Below are 17177 nucleotides of genomic sequence, written 5' to 3' on the forward strand. Positions count from 1 at the left end.
GGAATTTTCGCGTATGTGAAAAACAAATCGCGTCGGGGTTTGCCCTGCCTGCCCCTCCTTTCAGCGCAATCGGCGATAACGCATGCCGTTCGTTGTCAGTAGCCCCGAACCGGATCGACCACGCCGCTGACCGGCAGGCCCTGTTCCATCGCGCGGATCTTTCCGGCGATCTGGGCGATGGATTCTTCACGCAGCGTGCGCGCCGAGCCGTGCGGCGTCACCGTGATCTTCGGATGGCGCCAGAAGGCATGGTCGGCCGGCAGCGGCTCGACCTGGAACACGTCGAGCGTGGCGCCCGCCAACTGGCCCGCGTCGAGCATCGGGATCAGGTCGTCTTCGACCAGGTGCGCACCGCGCGCGATGCTGATGAGATAGCCGCCGGGCCGCAGCTTGCCGAGCGTGTTGCGGTTGAGAATGCCGCGCGTGGCATCGGTCAGCGGCAGCAGGTTGACCAGCACGCGCGTGGACGACAGGAACTCGTCGAACTGCGCCTCGCCGCTGAACACCTTCACGCCGTCGATCGCCTTGGGCGAACGGCTCCAGCCCAGCACCGGAAACTCGAACTGCGCCACGGCCTTGGCAACCCTTTCACCCAGCACGCCCAGGCCCATGATGCCGACCGGAAAGTCGCGCCGCAGCCGCGGCTTGCGGTAGCTCCAGCGCCCTTCGCGCGCATCGGCTTCATACACGTCGAATTCGCGAAAGTGCCGGATCAGCGTGTGGCACACGTACTCGGCCATCTGCACCGACATGCCGGCATCGTCGAGCCGCACGATGCGCGTCTGCGCCGGCACCTTCAGCTTGAGCAGCGCATCCACGCCCGCGCCGATGTTGAAGAGGCCGCGCAGTTGGGGCTGCTCGTCGAGCAGTTGCTGCGGCGGCGCCCACACCACGGCATGGTCGGCCTGGGCGGCACCCGGCTGCCAGGTCTCGATCTGCGCTTCAGGCAACTCGGCCTTGAGGCCTTCGATCCACGGTTCGGGGCGGTTGTCGGTGAGAGAGACGATGATTTTCATGGCTCAATCTTAGAGGGGCCATCAGACCGGTTGCTGGAGGGGCCGGCCACGCCGCGGCCTGCCCGGGCCCATGACCAATGGCCGCTTGTAGCGCCCCGGGCCTTCTTCTATGCTGGTGCGCGACCACCGAGACATCGAAACACCAGGAGACCGAAGCAATGATCAAAGTCAGCGTGATGTACCCCTACACCGAGGGCGCCCGGTTCGACCACGCCTACTACCGCGACACGCACATGCCGCTTCTGAAGGCCCGCATGGGAGACGCCTGCAAGTCGTACACCATCGACAAGGGCCTCGCCGGCGGCGCGCCCGGCACGCCGCCGACCTATGTCGGCATGTGCCATGTGTTCTGCGAATCGACCGACGTTTTTCAGGCGGCCTTCGGTCCGCACGCCAAGGAAATCCTCGGCGACATCAGGAACTACACCGACATCGCGCCCGTGATGCAGATCAGCGAAGTGGTGGTGGGCTGACTCAGGCTGCTGCCGCGGCCATCCGCAGCAATTCTTCGCCCTCGGCCACCTGCTCGCCGGGCGCGAACATCAGCTCTTCCACGGTGCCGTCGGCCGGCGCGGCGATGGTGTGCTCCATCTTCATGGCTTCCATCACCGCGAGCGGCTGGCCGCGGCTGACCTTGTCGCCGGCCTTGACCGCGAACGACACGACCTTGCCGGGCATCGGCGCAGTGAGCCGGCCGCCTTCGGCATGGGTGTCGCCGGCATGGGCGAGACGGTCGATAGCCGTGATCTTCGTCGCGCCCTTCGATGCGAAGACGTGGGCCGTCGCGCCGTCCAGATGCACGTCGAGCGTCTGCCGCGTGCCCGCGAACTCGACCTCGAATTCACCCGACGGAAACTGGCCCACGAGCAGCGGGCCTTGCACGCCACCGGCTTCGAGCCACAAGCTGCCGTCGCGCTTGTAGGTCAGCAAGGCCGTCTGCTCGGCGCCGCGAAACTCGAAGTCGAAGTGGCGCCGGTACTCGCCCATCGCGCGCCAGCCGTCGCGCCGTTCGAACGGGTCGGGTGCGCCAGCCGGCCGTTCGGTAATCAGCGTGCGCGTGATGGCGGCAGCAGCGGCCAGCGGCAGGCCCAGCGCCTCGCGGTCGAACAGCACGGCGCGCTCGCGCTCGATCAGCGCGGTGTCGAGGTTGGCCTTCGAGAACGATTCGGTCGCGAGAATGCCGCGCAGGAACTGCACGTTGGTCGACACACCCACGATCTGCACCTGCGCCAATGCGGCATCGAGCCGGGCCAACGCCTCGGCACGCGTGGAGCCGTGCACGATCAGCTTGGCGATCATCGAGTCGTAGAACGGCGAGATCTCGCCGCCCTCGCGCACGCCGTCGTCGATGCGCACGCGGCTGCGTTGGAACGCCGTCGCCTGCGGCTTGCGGTACACGCGCAAGGTGCCGGTGGCCGGCAGGAAGTTGTTGTCAGGGTTCTCGGCGCAGATGCGCGCCTCGATGGCGTGGCCGTGGATCTGCAAGTCTGCCTGTTTCGCGGGCAGCGCCTCGCCCGAGGCCACGCGCAGTTGCCATTCGACGAGGTCGAGGCCGGTGATGGCTTCGGTCACCGGGTGCTCCACCTGCAACCGCGTGTTCATCTCCATGAAGAAGAAGTTCATCTCGCCGCCTTCGCGCTGCTCGACGATGAACTCGACGGTGCCCGCGCCCACGTAGTTCACGGCACGCGCCGCGGCCACCGCTGCATCGCCCATTTCCTTGCGCATCGCCTCGGTCATGCCGGGCGCGGGCGCTTCTTCGAGCACCTTCTGGTGCCGGCGCTGCACCGAGCAGTCACGCTCGAACAGGTAGACATAGTTGCCGTGCGTGTCGCCGAACACCTGGATCTCGATGTGGCGCGGGCGTTGCACGTACTTTTCGATGAGCACCGCATCGTCGCCGAAGCTGTTGATCGCCTCGCGCTGGCACGAAGCGAGCGCCGCCGCGAAGTCTTCCGCCTTGTCGACCGCGCGCATGCCCTTGCCGCCGCCGCCCGCACTGGCCTTGATGAGCACCGGGTAACCGATGCGGTCGGCCTCGCGCTGCAGCAGCGCCGGGTCCTGGTCGTGGCCGTGGTAGCCGGGCACCAGCGGCACGCCGGCCTTTTCCATCAGTTGCTTCGATTCGGCCTTCAGGCCCATGGCCTTGATCGCCGAGGGCGGCGGGCCGATGAAGACGAGCCCTGCGTCCGCGCAAGCCTGTGCGAACTCCTCGTTCTCGCTCAAAAAGCCGTAGCCCGGATGCACCGCTTCGGCGCCCGTGGCCTTGGCCGCTTCGAGGATCTTCTGCCAGCGCAGGTAGCTGTCTTTCGGTGCGCTGCCGCCCAGATGCACCGACTCATCGCAGGCGCGCACGTGGTTGGCATGCGCGTCGGCGTCGGAGTACACGGCCACGGTGCGGATCGCCATGCGGCGAGCGGTCGCTGCAACACGGCAGGCAATCTCGCCTCGGTTGGCGATCAGGATCTTCTTAAACATTCGGAGTGTCTCCCGGAGGATTCTTTTTCAGTTGAAATGCAGGCACGACGCCGGGATCGGGTCGGCCGCTGAAGATGCGCGCAACGCGGCTGAACAATGCCCTCAGAAAGCGCCAGCTCTTGCGGATGAGCCACACGCTGAGCACAAGCACCAGCACAAAAAGCACCAGGAAGACCAGCGGATGCGCCACCGCCAGCCACAAGCCGGCGGGCACCATGCTGTCTTCGACCAGCGAAGCGCCTACATTAGAGAACGGCTCGGGCGACGTGTTGATGGCCGCCCGCGTCGTGGCCTTGGCGGCATGCGCGGTGGCCGCAAAGCCGCCGCCGAGCAGCGCCGCAACCACGGCCATCGCGCCATGGTCGGCGCCGAACACGCTGGCCGCGAGCGCCGCGCCGGCCGGAATGCGAATGGCGGTGTGCACCACGTCCCAGAGCGAATCGAGGCCGGGAATCTTGTCGGCGAAGAACTCGATGAACACCATGAAGCCGCTGGCCGCAATGACGACCGGATGCGCGAGCATCTGCAGTCCGCCGGGCAGAGGCACCCAGCCGAAGTAGCCGGCCAACCCCGTGAGCAGCACGACCAGGTACAGCCGCACGCCGCTGGCCCAGCCGACTGCCGCGGCCAGGGCAAGCAGTTGGGGCATGTCGAGCGCGTTCATGGCGTGCACTCAGCGGCCGAGCCAGGACGGCTTGCGTTTCTGCAGGAAGGCCTGCACGCCTTCGCGGCCTTCGTCGCTCGCGCGGATGTCGGCAATGCTCTCGACGGTCTTGCCAATCAGCGCATCGTCGATCTCGCGTCCGTCCACATCTGCGATCAGCTGCTTGCAGGAACGCACCGCGGCGGGGCTGGCACTGGTGAGCGCCTTCACCAGTTCATCGACCTTGGCATCGAGCGCATCGGCGCCAGCAACTATTTCATGCACGAAGCCGATGCGATGCGCCTCGGCAGCGATGAAGCGCTCCGCCGTAAGAAAGTAGCGCTGCGAAGCGCGTGTGCCCATGGCGCGCAGCACATAGGGGCTGATGGTTGCCGGCACAAGACCGATCTTCACTTCGCTCAGGCAGTACCAGGCTGTATCGACACTCACCGCCATGTCGCAGGCGGCCACCAGCCCCATGCCACCGGCGTACACATCGCCCTGCACGCGCGCGATGGTCGGCTTGGGGCATTCGGCAATGGTGCGCAGCATGGTGGCCAGCTTGCCCGCATCGGCGATGTTCTCGTCGCGGGTGTAGTCGGCCATGCGGCGCATCCAGTTGAGATTCGCTCCGGCGCAGAAGGCAGGGCCGCTGGCGCCGAGCACGATAGCCTTGACCTGCGGCTGGGCGCCGGCTTCGTTGAAGGCCTGGGTCAGTTCGGCGATGACGATGTCGTCGAAGGCGTTGCGTGCGTCGGGCTGGTCCAGCCAGATGCGCGCTACTGTGTCCTGGACTTCCAGTTTCAGTTTGGTGAAGGTCATGTCATTTGTCCGTGGTGCTGATGCGTGGTTCGCGGTGCTTTCGGGGCGTGTGCACAGGCCACCGGGTACTCCCCTCCGCGAATGTCCCCCGGGGCTGCGCCCCTCCTCCTTTATTTCGCTGCGTGGAGCACCCGATGCCCTGTGCACCTGGACGCGCTGCTGGTGTTCCGCTGATCAACCACGGCTCTGCCCAACGCACCCGCTGATGGGGTGCCTTGCGCAGCGAAATAAAGGAGGAGGCCGAAGGCCGGGGGACATTCGCGGAGAAAGGTACCCCGTCGGCGGGGGCGCGCCCTGAACGCCCCGAAACGCGACACCCATATCCACCCGAAGCCAAAGAAAGCCGTGCCATGACTACATCCGGAAAATGCCGAACTTCGGCTCTGGAATGGGCGCGTTGCGTGCAGCAGCAAGACCCAAAGCCAGCACCCGCCGCGTATCCGCCGGATCGATGATGCCGTCGTCCCACAGCCGTGCCGTCGCGTAGTACGGGTGGCCCTGGTCTTCGTACTGCTGGCGAATCGGCGCCTTGAAGGCCTCTTCCTCTTCCTTGCTCCAGCTGCCGCCCTTGAGTTCGATGCCGTCGCGCTTCACCGTGGCCAGCACGCTCGCGGCCTGCTCGCCGCCCATCACGCTGATGCGCGCGTTGGGCCACATCCAGAGAAAGCGCGGGCTGTAGGCGCGGCCGCACATGCCGTAGTTGCCGGCGCCGAAGCTGCCGCCGATGATGATGGTGAACTTGGGCACGTTGGCCGTGGCCACTGCCGTCACCATCTTGGCGCCATGGCGCGCAATGCCTTCGTTCTCGTATTTGCGGCCCACCATGAAGCCGGTGATGTTCTGCAAAAACACCAGCGGAATCTTGCGGTGGCAGCACAGCTCGATGAAGTGCGCGCCCTTTTGGGCCGACTCGCTGAACAGGATGCCGTTGTTGGCGACGATGCCAACGGGCATGCCCTCGATCTCCGCAAACCCGCACACCAGCGTGGCGCCGAAGCGGGCCTTGAACTCGTGGAACTCGCTGCCGTCGACGATGCGCGCGATGATCTCGCGCACGTCGAAGGGTTTGCGGGTGTCGGTGGGGATCACGCCGTAGAGCTCTTCGCGCGGGAACGCGGGTTCGCGTACGGCGGCCTTCTCGGCACCTTCCGTGGCCGTCTTCGCATTGAGGTTGGCCACCGCCGAGCGCGCAAGCGCCAGCGCGTGCAGGTCGTTCTGCGCCAGGTGGTCGACCACACCCGACAGCCGCGTGTGCACATCGCCGCCGCCCAGGTCTTCGGCTGTGACGACCTCGCCCGTGGCCGCCTTCACGAGCGGCGGGCCGCCCAGGAAAATGGTGCCCTGGTTCTTCACGATGATCGACTCGTCGCTCATCGCCGGCACGTAGGCGCCGCCCGCCGTGCATGAGCCCATGACCACCGCAATCTGCGGAATGCCCTGGGCGCTCATGTTGGCCTGGTTGTAGAAGATGCGGCCGAAGTGGTCGCGGTCGGGGAAGACCTCGTCCTGGTTCGGCAGGTTGGCGCCGCCCGAATCGACCAGGTAGATGCAGGGCAGGCGGTTCTGCTCGGCGATCTCCTGCGCGCGCAGATGCTTCTTCACCGTCATCGGGTAGTAGGTTCCGCCCTTCACCGTCGCGTCGTTGCATACGATCATGCAGTCGACGCCGTTCACGCGGCCAATGCCCGCGATGATGCCGGCGCCGGGTGCCGATTCGGCCCCCTTGGCATCAAGGTACATCGCGTGCGCGGCCAGCGGAGCGATCTCCAGGAACGGCGTGCCGGGGTCGAGCAGCTCGGCCACGCGGTCGCGCGGCAGCAGCTTGCCGCGCGCGGTGTGCTTGGCGCGCGCGGCCTCGCCGCCGCCCTGCTCCACTTTCGCGAACTGCGCGTGCAGGTCGTCGACCAGTGCGCGCATCGCCGCGGCATTCGCTTGGAAGTCGGCCGAGCGGGCATTCAATTTCGTTTCGAGTTTGCTCATGCTGTCTTTTCTTGGCTGAGACCGAGCTGCTCGGTCATGGCATCGCGGATCTTGAATTTCTGGATCTTGCCGGTCACCGTCATCGGAAATTCGGTGACGAACTGGATGTACTTCGGCACCTTGTAGTGCGCGATCTGGCCCTTGCAGAAGTCGCGGATCTCCGTGTCGGTCGCGGTCTGGCCGGGCTTCACGATGATCCAGGCGCAGAGCTCCTCGCCGTACTTCTTGTCGGGCAGCCCGACCACCTGCACGTCCTGCACCTTGGGGTGGCGGTACAGAAACTCTTCGATCTCGCGCGGGTAGATGTTCTCGCCGCCGCGGATCACCAGGTCCTTGATGCGGCCGACGATGTTGACGTAGCCCTCGGCATCCATCGTCGCGAGATCGCCGGTGTGCATCCAGTGCTCGGCGTCGATGGCCTCGCGGGTCTTGGGCTCGTCTTCCCAGTAGCCGTGCATCACCGAGTAGCCGCGCGTGCACAGCTCGCCCGACTGGCCAGTCGGCACGATGCCGCCGGTCTCTGGGTCGACGATCTTCACCTCGATGTGCGGCTGCACGGTGCCGACAGTGGACACGCGCTTGTCCAGCGGCGTGTCGGTGCTGCTCTGGCAGCTCACCGGGCTGGTCTCGGTCATGCCGTAGGCAATGGTGATTTCGCTCAGGTGCATTTCGTTCACCACGCGCTTCATCACCTCGATGGGGCACGGCGAGCCGGCCATGATGCCGGTGCGCAGCGTCGAAAGGTCGAACTCCTTGAAGCGTGGATGGTCAAGCTCGGCAATGAACATCGTGGGCACGCCGTGCAGCCCGGTGCACTTCTCGGCCTGCACGGTTTCGAGCACCGTGAGCGGATCGAATCCATCGTTCGGGTACACGATGGCCGAACCGTGCGTAAGGCAGGCGAGGTTGCCCAGCACCATGCCGAAGCAGTGGTACAGCGGTACCGGAATGCAGAGCTTGTCGATGGGCGAGAGCTTCATGCACTCGCCGATAAAAAAGCCGTTGTTCAGGATGTTGCGGTGCGTGAGCGTCGCGCCCTTGGGGAAGCCCGTGGTGCCGCTGGTGAACTGGATGTTGATCGGGTCGGTGGCCTTGAGCGTCTTCTGCACCTGCGCCACGCGCGGGTCGCTTGCATCGCCGCTCGCGAGCAACTGGCTGAAGCGCTGCATGCCCGGTTGTTCCACATCGGCTGCGGCCTTGCCGTCGATCCAGAAGGTGTGCTGCAGCTGTGGCAGGCGCTTGGGGCCGAGTTCCCGCAGCATGCCGAGGTAGTCGCTGGTCTTGAACTGCGCCATCGTCACCAGAGCCTTGCAGCCGACCTTGTTGAGCGCGTATTCGAGCTCGGAGGTGCGGTAGGCCGGGTTGATGTTGACGAGGATCAGGCCGGCCTTGGCGGTCGCGATCTGCATCAGCACCCAGGGCGCGTTGTTGTGCGACCAGATGCCCACGCGGTCGCCGGGTGCGAGCCCCAGATTCAGCAATGCGCTGGCGAGGCGATTCGATTCGGCCTGCAGTTCACGGTAGGTGAAGCGCTGCCCTTCATGGCGACTCACCAGCGCCAGCGCATGGGGCTGGCGCGCCGCCATTGCATCGAAGAAGTCGCCGATGGTCTGCTCGATCAGAGGAATGCGGGTATCGCCTTGGGCAAAACTCAATCGTGGAGACATGTTGCGTGTTTCCTGTTGCTATTGAGAAATCAGTCCACCGTGGCGCCGGTGTCCTTCACCACGCGCGCCCACTTGGGCAGGTCGGCGCGCACCAGCGCGCCCAACTGGGCCGCGGTGCCCTTGAAGGGCTCGCAGCCCACCGCGGCAAGCTTGTCGGCCACGTCCTTCTGATCCAGCGCGCGAGCCACTTCGGCCTGCAACTGCGCCACGATGGGCGCGGGCGTGCCTGCAGGCGCGAACAACGCATACCACGGCGCTTCGCCAAAACCCTTGAGCGTTTCACCGATGGTCGGCACATCCGGCAGTACGGCCACGCGTTTGGCGTTCACCACCCCCAGCACCTTGAGCCTGCCCGCCTTGATGAAGCCCATGACCGAAGGCAGGCTTTGCACCGACAGCGGCACCTGCCCGCCCACCACGTCGGTCGCCGCCGCCGCCGAGCCCTTGTAGGGCACATGCCGGAGCTGGATGCCTGCCTGTTTTTGCAGCATTTCGCCGATCAGGTGGTTGAGGGTGCCGTTGCCCGCCGAGGCAATGGTGTACTGGCCGGGTTGGGCCTTGGCCTGCGCAATCAGCTCCGCCACGTTGTTGGCGGGAAAGGAGGGGTTCGCCACCAGCACATAGCCCGCCGTGGCGACGGGTGCGACGGGCTCGAAGTCCTTGACCGCATCGAACCCGGGGTTCTTGTAGAGCGCGGGGCCGACCACGTGGGCGCTGTCTGCCGTGAGCAGCAGCGTGTAGCCGTCATGCTTGGCGCGCGCCAGCGCCGCCGTGGCCACCGTACCGCCCGCACCAGGACGGTTGTCCACGATCACGCTCTGGCCCATTTGCTCCGACAGGCGCTGCGCAACCACGCGCGCAATGGCGTCGTTGGCACCGCCGGCGGATTGGGGGACGACGAGGGTGATGGGTTTGGATGGGTATTTGTCCTGGGCGAAAGCGGCAGCGCACAACGTGGCGGCCACAGCCAGTGCGGCGTGGCGGCGGGTCAAGGTCATGGGTTGTCTCCTGTTGTCATTCGAAAGTTCGGCTGGCCGCTTTCAGGAAGTCTCGGCAAACAGCTCGCGCCCGATCAGCATGCGGCGGATCTCGCTCGTCCCCGCGCCGATCTCATACAGCTTCGCATCGCGCCACAGCCGCTCGACCGGAAAGTCCTTCGTGTAGCCCACGCCGCCCAGCGCCTGGATCGCCTCGCCAGCCATCCATGTCGCCTTCTCGGCCGAATAGAGAATCGCGCCCGCCGCATCCTTACGGAAAGTGCGCGCATGGTCGTTGCGGTCGCAGGCCTTGCCCACCGCGTACACGTAGGCACGCGTGGCTTGCCACGTCGAATACATGTCCGCCAGCTTGCCCTGCATCAGCTGGAACTCGCCGATGCTCTGGCCGAACTGTTTGCGCTCGTGGATGAAGGGCAGCACCGCGTCCATGCATGCGGCCATGATGCCGAGCGGGCCGCCCGACAGCACTGCGCGCTCGTAGTCGAGTCCGCTCATCAGCACCTTGGCGCCCATGCCTTCGCCGCCAAGCACGTTTTCTTCGGGCACTTCGCAGTTGTCGAAGAACAGCGGATAGGTGTTGGAGCCGCGCATGCCCAGCTTGTCGAGCTTGGCGCCGGCCGAAAAGCCCTTGAAGCCCTTTTCGACGATGAAGGCCGTCATGCCGCGCGCGCCCATCTCGGGCTCGGTCTTGGCGTAGATGACCAGCGTGTCGGCGTCGCCGCCGTTGGTGATCCACATCTTGCCGCCGTTGAGCACGTAGTAGCCGTTCTTCTTCTCGGCCTTGAGCTTCATGCTCACCACGTCGGAGCCGGCGTTGGGCTCGCTCATGGCCAGCGCGCCCACGTGCTCGCCGCTCACGAGCTTGGGCAGGTACTTTTTCTTCTGCGCATCGCTGCCGTTGCGGTGGATCTGGTTCACGCACAGGTTGGAGTGCGCGCCGTAAGAAAGGCCCACCGAGGCCGAGGCCCGCGAGACTTCTTCCATGGCCACGATGTGCGCCAGGTAGCCCAGTTCGGTGCCGCCGAATTCTTCTTTCACGGTCATGCCGTGCAGACCGAGTTCGCCGAGCTTTTGCCACAGGTCGTGCGGGAACAGGTTGTCGCGGTCGATGTCGGCGGCGCGGGGCGCGATTTCGTTCGCGGCAAAGTCCTGGATGGCGCTGCGCAGCGAGTCGATGTCCTCGCCCAGGTCGAAGTTCAGGCCGGGATCGTGCATGTGTCTTGTCTCCTCTGAGGGGTCGGCGCGCAGAGCTACCCACGCGGATTGGCGCTTGGAAGAAACACAGCTTACGCCTCGCTGCGCCGCAATTGGCGCCACAATGGTTGCAAATTGCGCCACGTCCTACTCGCTCGACCATGACCTCGCCCGCCTTCCTGAAGCCCGCCCGAGCCGTCACGCCCATGGCCTTTGTGAGAGCCATTGTGAAGGGCTATGAGCGCTACGGCATCGACCCTGCCGAAGCCCTGAAAGCGGCACAGATCACGCCGCGCGAGCTGGCGCGGCCGGGCGCGCGGGTCACGGCGGCGCAGTTCGAGGCACTCTCGGAACACGCCATGCAAGAGCTGGACGACGAAGCGTTGGGCTGGTTCTCGCGGCGTCTGCCCTGGGGCAGCTACGGCATGCTGTGCCGCGCATCGCTGAGTTCGCCCGACCTGGGCGTGGCCATCAAGCGCTGGTGCCGCCACCACCGGTTGCTGACCGAGGACATCGGCCTTGCGCTCGAGGTGGCGGGCGGCGTGGCCACGCTGCGCATTGCCGAGAACCGCCCGCTGGACGAGGCCTTTCGCGAGTTCTGCCTGGTGACCAGCCTGCGCTTCATGCACGGCTACATGTGCTGGGCCATCGACTCGCGCATTTCGCTGCGCAACGCGACCTTTCCGTTCGCGGCCCCGCCGCACCGCGATGCCTACGCGCCAATGTTCACGCCCGAGGTGCGCTTCGACGCGCCGCAGGCCACCATCAGCTTCGACGAACGCTATCTCGCCCTGTCCTTGCAGCGCGACGAGCGGGCGTTGCGCGCCATGCTCAAGCGTGCGCTGCCGCTGACCATCCTTCAGTACCGCCGCGACCGGCTGCTGGGGCAGAGGGTTCGAGAATTGCTGCGCTCGCGCGCCGGCGAGGCCACGACGGCGGAGGCGCTGGCCACGCTGCTCAACGTATCGGGCCGCACGCTGCATCGGCAATTGCACGAAGAAGGGACATCGCTGCAGGTGCTGAAGAACGAAGTGCGCCACGAGATGGCAGTGGAGCAGTTACGCCGCACCAATCGGCCAATCAAGCAAGTGGCACTGGCGGTGGGCTTTCGCAACGAGAAGAGCTTTTCGCGTGCGTTCCTGCAGTGGACCGGGCATGCGCCGCGCGACTTTCGGCAGCAGGGGTTATAGCAGCGCGCCCCGGACTTCGGCCGCGCCTTCGGCCTCCACGGCCTGCGCCAGCAGCAGTCGAAACTGAATCGGCGCCGAATTCATCGCCAGAGGCAACATCGGCTCCGAGGGGCGGAGCTCCTGTGCGGTGAGCGCAAGAAAATTACTCCGATCTCTCGCTTGAACAAATTCGGCTAACCGCGCAGCATTTCGTTGAGGATGTGCTGCAGAGACGCGGTCGCCACGCTCGCAAGTTCGGAAAAGGAATATCGCTTGAGAGCCTTTTCCTGTGTCACTCGACCGCTGTGCACATATTGAGAGCGCAGCGCGTAAAGTGCCGACACCTTTTTTCTACAGTCGCCCTCGTCGGTGAAAAACTGATGCAGCGGGTTCTTCGCCTTGCCCGGAGCGCACCAGTTGATGACCAAGTCCTTTACTGCGGCGCCGATGGATTGCTCTTTCGCTCCTTGAATTGCATTCTTTAACCAGTCGACTTGAACCGCTGGCGTCTGCGCGTACTTCGCATCGATATCTTCCCGCAGAAGTTCAATCACCTGCTTTGTTTCGTCTCCCGCTTGCTGTCGATCCGCAAGCATCTCCAGTCCAGTGACTGCGATCAGGAATCGCCACACTTGCAGTGTCGATCGACATCCATGCGCAAGAAATGACGCGGCGATCAAGACCTCTCGATCTATCGGCCTTGCTTGTTGTGGCATCTGCGTGGAAGCATCTGTCAGCTCTTTCGTAATTTGTGCAATGTCGGTAAGAAAGGTGGGAACAATACGGATGATTTTTATCAGAGCGACATACTCGTGCTCCGGATAAACCCACGCTCCGTCGTTATAGATAACAAGAGGATTCGGTAGCTGCGTTGCTGGCCACCCGTGCTCTATGACTTCCTGTTGCCCCTCCCAGAAACCAAAGTCAGACACCTTGGTCTCAGAAATCTCTAGAGGCATATTGACAGCCAACCGTCCGCTCACACCTGCCAACGCAACCGCTCGTTGCAATACAGGGAAGAAATTCCTTGCGGCATCCGCCACCGGAAAACCCTTCGCGATCAGCACCAAAGTGCCGTTTTTATCGATCGAAACATCTACAGGCCTCCCCACTACGGTAAACCCGAGTGTCTCCGCACTGGGTTGAATGGAGAGTTGCATCGCCGGAGGACAGTAAACACGGAGCGTGAATTCCTCAGGCGGCGTTCCCCTTGATAGAGGCAGGAATGAGCGTTCCATGATGTCCTTACTTTTGAGAGGTCTTGCAGCGTCGTCGAGAGGGGATCACCGTTCGTTCGTGGCACGGTCGTGCATATCCAATGCATTGGACTTGCGGGTTCAAATTGACCGCACCGGCTAGCTTGCACGTGCAGGCCGACCGCAGAAATTCTGCGCCCGCGCGGACGCATGCCCCCCGAGACTCGGGATCAACCTGCCGGTGCGGCTGGCCCCGGCCCGTCGTCGCGCAGCGCGCGGAACGCCGAGACCTGCCACGCGAACTCTTCCGCGAAGGCCTCAGGATCGGTGACCGCGTAGCCGCCGTAGGCATAGACCGTGGCGTAGGCCGCGTACGCCGCCGCCTGCAGCGCGCGGCCAGCCACTGCCTGGGACACGGCATAGGTCGCGGACACCGCCGCATGAGCCGCCCCGTCGGGGAGCGCGAGCCCGGATGGCCACCGGCCACCACATCCATCTGGTGCATGGCCTGCGCCACTGCGTCCGGGCTAGCCCGGCCGTCGAGAAAGGCCTTGAGCGTGTCGAGGCCTTCGATGGCCTCTGGCGACTCCAGCAGATGCCGCACGCGCCGGGCGCAGGCCAGACCGAACCGCAGGCGCAAGGGTGCTAGGGCCTGCGCGTCCAGGTCGACCTCCTGGGCGAGCCGGTGCAGTTCGGTGCTCATGGTTCGCAGCGCCTACGCGACAGGCCGGAACGATGCGCAGTCAGGTCGACTTGTCGATCAGCGCCAGCGCATCCGCGATCGACTGGCTGTCTTCCGGCCGCACCAGCTTCGCAACCTCCTTGCCGTCGCGCATGAACACCAGCGTGGGCCATAGGCGCACGTTGAACGAGCGCCCCAAGGGACGGCCGCTGCCGTCTTCAACCTTGATGCGCGGGATGTCGGGGTACTTGGCAAAAGCCTCTGCGATATTGGGCTGCGCGGCCTTGCAGATACCGCACCAGTTGGTACCGAACTCGACCACCGCGGGGCCCTTGAGGGCGTCGATTTCGGCGCGGGCCGGTTGTTCGGTCTTGTATTCGGAAGTCATGACGATCTGGCTCCTTTCTTGGCTTGCTTGGTCCATTGCACCAGAAACTTTGCAGGCCTGTGCGCGGCAGGGGCTTGGGTTATCCGGCTGGTTTTTTCAGGCCGGCTGCATGCCGTGGGCCGCAAGCAGCGCGGGCAGTTCCCGCATGTCGCTGAACACCTGCAGCGCGCCGACGCTGCGCAGCGCCTCGGGTCCGCTGTGGCCCGATTCGCCGGTGCTGTAGCCGAACACCGTGGCGCCCGCGGCCACGCCGGCCATGGCGCCCGTGACGGTGTCTTCGACCACCGCGCAGCGTTTCGGATCGACGCCCAGAGCCTCGGCGGCGGCAAGGTACACATCAGGGTGGGGCTTGGAGCGCGGCATCTCGTGGCCGCTGAAGATCCGGCCCTGGAAGCAATCGATGAGACCCACCTTCGCCAGTTGAAGCTCGACCTTGTGGCGGTCGGCACCCGAGGCGCACGCGATGCGGCCCTTGAGCCTTGCATGAATCTCGCGGATGGTTGCGGGAGCGTGGGGAATGGCTACCAAGTCCCGTTCGAGGGCTTCGTTGCGGCGGGCCCTGAATGCCCTGAGCCACTCCTCTGTGATCCTGACGCCGGTCTTGGATTCGATGAGGTCCGTTTCGTCCTTCACGGCCTTGCCGGTGAAGGTGTTCATCGACTCTTCGGTGGTGAGGTGCCAACCGAGCTCGCCGAGCATTTCGGCAAGCACGCGGTTGGTGATGGGTTCGGAGTCGACGAGAACGCCGTCGCAGTCGAAGAGGACTGCGGCGAAGGGAAATGGGGTCATTGCACTGGAAGGGGTTCGGGGATAGCCCCTCATGGTAGCAACGACCCCGGGCGCGCTCAGGCCACGGGCCGTATCGGGATGTAGATCTCCCCACCGCCCGCCATGAACTCCTTCGACTTTTCCTCCATGCCCTCGGCCATGGCTTCGGCCTCCGCCACGCCCTTCTTGGCGGCGTATTCGCGCACCTCCTGCGTGATCTTCATCGAGCAGAACTTGGGCCCGCACATCGAACAGAAATGCGCCACCTTGCTCGAATCCTTGGGCAGCGTCTCGTCGTGGAATTCACGTGCCGTGTCGGGGTCGAGCCCCAGGTTGAACTGGTCTTGCCAACGGAACTCGAAGCGCGCCTTGCTGAGCGCATCGTCGCGCGACCGCGCGCCCGGGTGCCCCTTGGCCACATCCGCCGCATGCGCGGCGATCTTGTACGCAATGATTCCCTGCTTCACGTCGTCTCGATCGGGCAGGCCCAGGTGCTCCTTCGGCGTCACGTAGCAGAGCATCGCGGTGCCGGCCCAGCCGATCATCGCGGCGCCGATGGCGCTTGCAATGTGGTCGTAGCCAGGCGCAATGTCGATGGTCAGCGGCCCGAGCGTGTAGAACGGCGCCTCGTGGCAGTGCTTGAGCTGCTCGTCCATGTTCGACTGGATCATGTGCATCGGCACATGGCCCGGCCCTTCGATCATGGTCTGCACATCGTGCTTCCATGCAATCTGCGTGAGCTCGCCCAGCGTGCGCAGCTCGGCAAACTGGGCCTCGTCGTTGGCATCGGCGCCGGAGCCCGGGCGCAGGCCGTCGCCGAGCGAAAAGCTCACGTCGTAGGCCTTCATGATGTCGCAGATGTCTTCGAAGTGCTCGTAGAGAAAGCTCTCCTTGTGGTGCGCAATGCACCACTTGGCCATGATCGAACCGCCGCGCGAGACGATGCCCGTCATGCGGTCGGCGGTCAGGTGAATGAACGGCAGCCGCAGGCCCGCATGAATGGTGAAGTAGTCCACACCCTGCTCGGCCTGCTCGATCAGCGTGTCGCGGTAGATCTCCCAGGTGAGGTCTTCGGCCACGCCGCCCACTTTTTCGAGCGCCTGGTAGATCGGCACCGTGCCGATGGGCACCGGCGAGTTGCGCACGATCCAGTCGCGCGTGGTGTGTATGTTCTTGCCGGTCGAAAGATCCATCACGTTGTCGGCGCCCCAGCGAATGGCCCACACCAGCTTTTCGACTTCTTCCTCGATGCTCGAAGTGACGGCCGAGTTGCCGATGTTGGCGTTGATCTTCACCTTGAAGTTGCGGCCGATGGCCATCGGCTCGACCTCAGGGTGGTTGATGTTGGCCGGAATGATTGCTCGGCCGCGCGCCACTTCGTCGCGCACGAACTCGGGCGTGATGATGCGCGGAATGCTCGCGCCCATGGGATTGCCGGCCACGCGCTTGGCACGCTCCTCGTTGGCCAGGTACTCGGCCATCCACTCGCGCTTGCCGTTCTCGCGCAGTGCCACGTACTCCATCTCGGGGGTGACGATGCCGCGGCGGGCATAGTGCATCTGCGTCACGTTCGCGCCCGACTTGGCGCGGCGCGGCGTGCGCTGCAGGGCCGAGGCGCCGGCGCGCAGTTCGGCCAGGCGCTGGGCGTCGCGGTCTTCGTTCTTGGCACCGTCGTCCAGCGCGTGGTGGGTGCGGCCCTCGTAGCTTTCGGTGTCGTTGCGCTCGATCACCCACGCACCGCGCACGTCGGGCAGGCCGCGGCGCACGTCGATCTCGACCTTGGCATCGGTATAGGGGCCCGAGGTGTCGTAGAGCGACACGGTCTCGCCGTTGGTGAGCAGAACGTCGCGCACCGGCACGTTCAGGTCGGGCCGGCTGCCCGGAATCAGGCACTTGTGCGAAGCGGGAAAGGGCTCGCGCGTGAGCGAGAGCAGGGAGGTGAACTTGTCGGGGGCATTCATGCGGGGCACTCCTTGTTGAGGGAAAGGGTGCTCCGCAATCGCTCGGTGGACTTTGGGCCGCCACGGTGGGTGGGTGGCGGACCGGAGTCAGGGAGTGCAGCTCTTCTTACGCCGGTATGACCCGGATCAAGTTCGCGGGTCGGCAGCTTTGCCATCTCAGCACGCCACATGCGTGCACCCCGGAGCGAGGCCGATTGTGCGAGCCTCGGCCCGCC

15 protein-coding genes and 1 riboswitch are annotated in these 17177 nt (G+C 65.0%); of the genes, 2 read left to right on the top strand and 13 right to left on the bottom strand.

Annotated features, from left to right (window positions below; all coding sequences use genetic code 11):
* Window positions 1–95 precede the first annotated feature (95 nt).
* A complete protein-coding gene (locus tag V9L20_RS13825) occupies window positions 96–1016 on the bottom strand; it encodes a 2-hydroxyacid dehydrogenase (RefSeq protein ID WP_258502482.1) in 921 nt (306 codons plus the stop codon).
* A gap of 158 nt (window positions 1017–1174) precedes the next feature.
* Between V9L20_RS13825 and V9L20_RS13830 the strand changes: the two genes are divergently transcribed.
* Window positions 1175–1489, top strand: a complete 315-nt coding sequence (locus tag V9L20_RS13830; RefSeq protein ID WP_258502483.1) for an EthD family reductase — start codon at window positions 1175–1177, stop codon at window positions 1487–1489.
* A 1-nt stretch (window position 1490) separates the two neighbouring features.
* Here the strand turns inward: V9L20_RS13830 and V9L20_RS13835 are convergent, their stop codons facing one another.
* From V9L20_RS13835 to V9L20_RS13865, 7 genes are all read right to left on the bottom strand, one after another.
* Window positions 1491–3494, bottom strand: a complete 2004-nt coding sequence (locus V9L20_RS13835) for an acetyl/propionyl/methylcrotonyl-CoA carboxylase subunit alpha (protein WP_258502484.1) — start codon at window positions 3492–3494, stop codon at window positions 1491–1493.
* Window positions 3487–4158 carry a DUF4126 domain-containing protein gene (locus V9L20_RS13840; protein WP_337297019.1) on the bottom strand — a complete coding sequence of 224 codons (672 nt, stop codon included), beginning with the start codon at window positions 4156–4158 and terminating at the stop codon, window positions 3487–3489. Before V9L20_RS13840 ends, V9L20_RS13835 begins: the two co-directional genes overlap by 8 nt.
* 9 nt (window positions 4159–4167) lie before the next feature.
* Window positions 4168–4959, bottom strand: a complete 792-nt coding sequence (locus tag V9L20_RS13845; RefSeq protein ID WP_337297020.1) for an enoyl-CoA hydratase/isomerase family protein — start codon at window positions 4957–4959, stop codon at window positions 4168–4170.
* A gap of 354 nt (window positions 4960–5313) precedes the next feature.
* Window positions 5314–6939, bottom strand: coding sequence for a carboxyl transferase domain-containing protein (locus V9L20_RS13850; protein WP_337297021.1), 1626 nt, complete (start codon window positions 6937–6939; stop codon window positions 5314–5316).
* A complete protein-coding gene (locus V9L20_RS13855; RefSeq protein WP_337297022.1) occupies window positions 6936–8606 on the bottom strand; it encodes an AMP-binding protein in 1671 nt (556 codons plus the stop codon). The genes V9L20_RS13850 and V9L20_RS13855 overlap by 4 nt, the downstream gene beginning before the upstream one ends.
* Window positions 8607–8635: 29 nt before the next feature.
* A complete protein-coding gene (locus V9L20_RS13860; protein WP_337297023.1) occupies window positions 8636–9604 on the bottom strand; it encodes a tripartite tricarboxylate transporter substrate binding protein in 969 nt (322 codons plus the stop codon).
* A 42-nt stretch (window positions 9605–9646) separates the two neighbouring features.
* Entirely contained in the window at window positions 9647–10819 is a 1173-nt protein-coding gene (locus V9L20_RS13865) for an isovaleryl-CoA dehydrogenase (RefSeq protein WP_337297024.1), read from the bottom strand.
* A 140-nt stretch (window positions 10820–10959) separates the two neighbouring features.
* Between V9L20_RS13865 and V9L20_RS13870 the strand changes: the two genes are divergently transcribed.
* Window positions 10960–11988, top strand: coding sequence for an AraC family transcriptional regulator (locus tag V9L20_RS13870; protein WP_337297025.1), 1029 nt, complete (start codon window positions 10960–10962; stop codon window positions 11986–11988).
* Between the two features lie 173 nt (window positions 11989–12161).
* Here V9L20_RS13870 and V9L20_RS13875 read toward each other — a convergent pair whose 3' ends face one another.
* The 5 genes from V9L20_RS13875 to thiC form a co-directional block, all read right to left on the bottom strand.
* Window positions 12162–13205, bottom strand: a complete 1044-nt coding sequence (locus tag V9L20_RS13875) for a hypothetical protein (RefSeq protein WP_337297026.1) — start codon at window positions 13203–13205, stop codon at window positions 12162–12164.
* Window positions 13206–13393: 188 nt separating this feature from the next.
* Window positions 13394–13597, bottom strand: coding sequence for a hypothetical protein (locus V9L20_RS13880; RefSeq protein ID WP_337297027.1), 204 nt, complete (start codon window positions 13595–13597; stop codon window positions 13394–13396).
* Window positions 13598–13906: 309 nt separating this feature from the next.
* Entirely contained in the window at window positions 13907–14233 is a 327-nt protein-coding gene (locus V9L20_RS13885) for a thioredoxin family protein (protein ID WP_337297028.1), read from the bottom strand.
* A 96-nt stretch (window positions 14234–14329) separates the two neighbouring features.
* On the bottom strand, window positions 14330–15022 hold the full coding sequence (locus tag V9L20_RS13890) for an HAD family hydrolase (RefSeq protein ID WP_337297029.1): 693 nt from the start codon (window positions 15020–15022) through the stop codon (window positions 14330–14332).
* Between the two features lie 56 nt (window positions 15023–15078).
* Window positions 15079–16962, bottom strand: a complete 1884-nt coding sequence (gene thiC, locus V9L20_RS13895; RefSeq protein ID WP_337297030.1) for a phosphomethylpyrimidine synthase ThiC — start codon at window positions 16960–16962, stop codon at window positions 15079–15081.
* 86 nt (window positions 16963–17048) lie between these two features.
* Window positions 17049–17154: riboswitch (TPP riboswitch) on the bottom strand.
* Window positions 17155–17177 lie beyond the last annotated feature (23 nt).

The organism is Variovorax sp. CCNWLW225, from assembly GCF_037204045.1.
GTDB lineage: Bacteria > Pseudomonadota > Gammaproteobacteria > Burkholderiales > Burkholderiaceae_C > Variovorax.